The organism is Clavibacter sp. MX14-G9D (assembly GCF_032917815.1).
GTDB classification, from domain to species: Bacteria; Actinomycetota; Actinomycetes; order Actinomycetales; family Microbacteriaceae; genus Clavibacter; species Clavibacter michiganensis_K.
The window spans coordinates 1-4,012 of sequence record NZ_JAVCVL010000236.1 but is presented as its reverse complement, the minus strand read 5'-3'; the positions used below and the strand labels follow the sequence as shown (position 1 = coordinate 4,012).

The 4,012-nt window shown below is 75.0% G+C and carries 3 protein-coding genes and 1 pseudogene; all 4 read right to left on the bottom strand.

Annotated elements, in window-relative coordinates:
* Positions 1 to 13: 13 nt before the first annotated feature.
* Positions 14 to 1,207 (bottom strand): DUF993 family protein, encoded by a 1,194-nt coding sequence (locus Q6969_RS13810; protein WP_317230955.1) that lies wholly within the window; start codon positions 1,205 to 1,207, stop codon positions 14 to 16.
* The gene (locus Q6969_RS13805) at positions 1,204 to 2,370 is read right to left on the bottom strand and encodes a Gfo/Idh/MocA family oxidoreductase (protein ID WP_317230956.1); all 1,167 of its coding nucleotides are present in this window, start codon (positions 2,368 to 2,370) and stop codon (positions 1,204 to 1,206) included. Before Q6969_RS13805 ends, Q6969_RS13810 begins: the two co-directional genes overlap by 4 nt.
* Before the next feature lie 231 nt (positions 2,371 to 2,601).
* A complete protein-coding gene (locus tag Q6969_RS13800) occupies positions 2,602 to 3,654 on the bottom strand; it encodes a LacI family DNA-binding transcriptional regulator (protein ID WP_317230954.1) in 1,053 nt (350 codons plus the stop codon).
* A gap of 75 nt (positions 3,655 to 3,729) precedes the next feature.
* A pseudogene (locus tag Q6969_RS13795) lies at positions 3,730 to 4,012 on the bottom strand (hypothetical protein); the annotation flags it as partial.

Here is a 4,012-nt window from a genome sequence, read left to right as displayed (position 1 = left end):
TCGCGCGGCGCGGTCACGCGCGGACCATGCTCGGCGCCTCGACGCCGGCCAGCGCGAGCATCCCGTTCCAGCGCTCGGCGGCCAGCTCCGGCCGCTCCAGCGCCCCGGCCTCGTCCGCCAGCCGGACGATCCCGGACAGGTGGGGGAGCGAGCGCGCCGAGTGCAGGCCGCCCACCATGGAGAACGCCGGCTGGTGGCCGTTCAGCCAGGCGAGGAACGCGATGCCCGTCTTGTAGTACTGCGTCGGCGCGGCGAAGACGTGCCGGGAGAGCGCCTCGGTCGGGCCGAGGATCCGCCGGTAGCCCGCGACGTCGCCGCGGTCGAGGGCCTGGATGGCCGCCGACGCGGACGGCGCGAGGGCGGCGAACGCGCCGAGGAGGGCGTCGGAGCGGCGGACGACGCCGTCCGGGTCCTCGCCGCCCTCGATGAGGCCGACGTAGGAGAAGTCGTCGCCCGTGAAGAGGGAGGCGGAGCGGGGGAGGCGGGCGCGCAGGGCGACCTCGGCCCCCGCGTCGAGGAGCGACATCTTGATGCCCCGCACGGCGTCGCCGCCGTCCTCGATGATGCGCACGACGGTGTCCGAGGCGGCCGCCGTGTCGGCGGACCCGAAGTAGCCGGCGAGCACCGGGTCGAACGCCGCGCCGAGCCAGTGCAGGATCACGGGCCGGGAGGCGCGCGCGAGCACGGCCGCGTAGACCCGCTCGTAGTCGGCGGCGGAGGTGGCGGCGCGGGCGAGGTGCCGGCTGGCCATCAGCACGACGCCGGCCCCCGCGTCCTCCGCCACGGCGAGCTGCTCGAGGTAGGCGTCGACGACGCGCTCGAGCGGCACGACGTCATCCACGAGCTGGTCGGTGTTGACGCCGACGACCACGGAGCCGCCGACGGAGGCGGCCTCCGCGGCGCTGCGCCGGATGAGCTCGCGGGTGGCCGCCCAGTCCAGCCCCATGTTGCGCTGGGCGGTGTCCATGGCGTCGGCGACGCCGAGCCCCCACGACCAGATGCGGTGCCGGAAGCCGAGGGTCGCGTCCCAGTCGATGCGCGCCGGATGCCCGGGCACGTTCTCGCCGTGCGCGACGGGGACGACGTGGGCGGCCGCGTACGCCACCCGGGAGACGAGCGGTCCCGTCGGCGGCGCGAACGCGGGCGCCGGGCCGAGCTCGTGCGGCCGGATCGCGCCGTCGGCGCCGAGGAGGGCGACGCGGGTCACGGCGCGACCTCGACGGCCGCCAGCGCCTCCGCGTCGGCCTCGGCGTCGAGCGCGGCCACGTCGATGCGGCGGCCCTCGCGGGACGACCGCAGCCCGAGCTCGGCGAGCCGCACCCCGCGGGCCCCCGCGAAGAAGTCGTACTCGTGGGGCGCGTCCTCCACCACGTGCCGGACGAACTGCTCCCACTGGGTCTTGAAGCCGTTCTCGAAGACGTCGTTGACGGGAAGCTCCTGCCAGTCCCGGGAGTAGTCGTGCGTCTCCGGGAGGTCGGGGTTCCAGGTGGGCTTGGGCGTCGCGACGCGCGGCTGCACCTTCGCGCCGAACAGCCCGACGACGGCGGATCCCAGTGTCCCGTCGACCTGGAACTCCACCAGCTCGGGGCGGTCCACGCGCACCGCCCACGACGAGTTCAGCTGCGCGGTCACGCCGCCGGCGATGTCGAAGATCGCGTACGCGGCGTCGTCGGCCGTCGCGGTGTACGGCACCCCGTGCTCGTCCACGCGCTCCTCGATGTGCGTCGTCGCCTTCGCGTACACGCCCTCGATGGGGCCGAAGAGGTCCTCCAGCACGTAGTTCCAGTGCGGGAACATGTCGACGACGATGCCGCCGCCGTCCTCGCTCCGGTAGTTCCAGCTGGGGCGCTGCGCGTCCTGCCAGTCGCCCTCGAACACCCAGTAGCCGAACTCGCCGCGGACGCTCAGGATCCGGCCGAAGAACCCCGACTCGATGAGCCGCTTGAGCTTCTGGAGGCCGGGCAGGTAGAGCTTGTCGTGCACGACGCCGTTCTTGATCCCGGCGGCCCTGGCGAGCTCGGCGAGCTCCCGCGCCTCGACGTAGGACTCGGCGACCGGCTTCTCCGTGTAGACGTCCTTGCCGGCCGCGATGGCCTTCCGGATGGCGGGGACGCGCGAGCGCGTCACGAGGAAGTCGGCGTAGACCTGCCACCGCGGATCGGCGAGGGCCGCGTCGAGGTCGGTCGTCCAGTGCTCGAGGCCGTGGCGGGCGGCGAGCTCGGCGAGCTTCGCCTCCGAGCGGCCCACGAGGAGCGGCTCGAGCTGCACGCGGCTCCCGTCCGAGAGGAGGACGCCGCCTTGCTCGCGGATGGCGAGGATCGAGCGGACGAGGTGCTGGCGGTAGCCCATGCGGCCCGTCACGCCGTTCATGATGATGCCGAGGGTGCGGGGCGTTGTCGTCTCTGACACGGGGGCCCTTTCATTGGTGGAAAGCGTTTACCCGGATGCTATGCCGAGGAGCCGCCCTGCGGCAAGCGGTTTCCCGCAGTCGGGGACACCTCGACCAGATCGCATGCCGGCGCCACCGCGGTCAGGCGGGTCTGGCGGGTCGGGGCGATCAGGCGAAGCGGGCGGAGCGGGCGGATCAGGCCGAGCGGCAGATCAGGCCGAGCGGCCGGACCGGTCGGGCGTGCTCGGCCGGACGACCACCGAGGTCGGCAGGACGACGGTCGCGTCGGCGTCGGCGTCCTCGTCGAGCGCCAGGCCGATGGCGCGGCTCCCGATCTCGCCGAGCGGGACGGCGACCGTCGTGATCGCGGGGCTCACGTCGCTGACCGTCGGGATGTCGTCGAACCCCGCGACGCCGATGCCCGTGCCCGGCTCCACGCCGCGGTCGCGCAGCGCCGACGACGCGCCGATCGCCATCACGTCGGTCACGGCGAACACCAGCTCGATGCGCCCGGGGTGCTCGTCGAGCAGGCGGGTCATGGCGGCGTGCCCGCCGTCGCGCGTGAAGTCCGTCGCGACCACGAGGGCCGGGTCGAGGTCCACCCCGCGGGCGGCGAGGCCCTCCGCGAAGCCCGCCAGGCGGTCGGCGGAGGTCACGAGGGTCGCGGGGCCGTGCAGGACCGCGAAGCGGCGGTAGCCGAGGTCGACGAGCGCGTCGGCGAGGGCCCGCGCGCCCGCCCGGTTGTCGAGCTGCACCGTGGGGAAGGGGAGCGAGCGCTGGCTCAGCATCACCACCCGTCCGCCGGCGCGCTCGAACGCCTGCAGCTCGGCGACGAGGGCGTCGCGGGAGGCCTCGTCGTCGAAGCGGCTGCCGGCGAGGAGCATCACGCGGGGCCGCCCGCCGCGGAGGGCGCGGACGAGCTCCAGCTCGCGCACGGGATCGCGGTGCGTCACGCCGATGGTGACCACGAGCCCGGCGGCCTCCGCGGCCGCGAGGACCCCCGAGGCGATGCTCGAGAAGTACGGGTCGGCGATGTCGCTCACCAGCAGCGCGACGGTGGAGGTGGCGCCCTTCGCCACGGCCTGCGCCGAGAGGTTCGGGGAGTAGCCGAGGGACGCCGCCGCGGCGACGACCCGGGCCCGGTAGTCCTCGTTGACCTTGCGCGCGCTGCCGTTGAGGGCGCGGGACGCGGTGGCGAGCGAGACGCCGGCCTCGCGGGCGACGTCGTGCAGGGTGACGGCGGTGCCGCGGTCCTTCGGGTGCATCGCTCGCTCCTCGGCCGGCGCCGTGCCGGCGCGATGGTCACCATCCTGCCATCCGGGCGGTGGCGCGGGAAAGCGCTAGCCGCGGGACGACGCCCGCGTCCGCGACAGGCGCACGGCGACGGCCGCGAACACGGTGCAGCCGAGCGCGGGCACCACGAGGGGCGCCAGCTGCCAGGTGACCACCGCGGTGAGGACCAGGGCGACGACGAGCGCGCCGGATCCCCGCGGGTCCCGGACGGCGAGGGCCGCCGCCTCGCGGAGGAGGGCACCCCATCGCGCCTCCGGCGACCACAGCGTGCACGCCGTGAGCAGCACCACGAGGCCGGCCGCGAGGGCGGCGGCGCAGACCGCGCCGACG

Coding starts and splice junctions, on each gene's coding strand:
- Q6969_RS13800 (WP_317230954.1), bottom strand. CDS start 3,654: ATGCACCCGAAGGACCGCGGCACCGCCGTCACCCTGCACGACGTCGCC.
- Q6969_RS13805 (WP_317230956.1), bottom strand. CDS start 2,370: ATGAACGGCGTGACGGGCCGCATGGGCTACCGCCAGCACCTCGTCCGC.